Origin of the sequence: Caballeronia sp. AZ1_KS37 (assembly GCF_023631165.1) — a bacterium.
Taxonomy (GTDB): Bacteria; Pseudomonadota; Gammaproteobacteria; order Burkholderiales; family Burkholderiaceae; genus Caballeronia; species Caballeronia zhejiangensis.
In genome coordinates this window covers 1-264 of the sequence record NZ_JALQDP010000065.1, presented here as the reverse complement: position 1 = coordinate 264, position 264 = coordinate 1, and the positions used below count along the sequence as shown (strand labels likewise).

Sequence of the window (264 nt, the reverse complement as noted above, 5' to 3'; positions counted from 1 at the left end):
ATGGACTCCCGTCGACAACGAGACGACTGCGGTCGAAGTCGAGGTCGAAAGCGTAACGATGCCGGTTGACAGCGTTGTCACAGCCGTGGAGGTGGATGCGGACAGCGTGTCGATACCCGTCGACAGAGACGCGATGCCGGAGGTTACCGTGCTGAGGCCGGTGGAAAGCGACGCGACGCTCGATGTCACCGTGCTCAAGCCTGTCGACGTTGAGGTCGACAGCGAGTCGAGGCCGGAGGTCACCGTGCTGAGGCCTGTGGAAAG

The 264-nt window shown here is 62.5% G+C and carries 1 protein-coding gene; it reads left to right on the top strand.

What is annotated here, in order from left to right; genetic code table 11:
• Nucleotides 1–264, top strand: a 264-nt coding sequence (locus NCS00_RS33440) for a hypothetical protein (RefSeq protein WP_284508250.1), incomplete at both ends; no start/stop codon positions are given.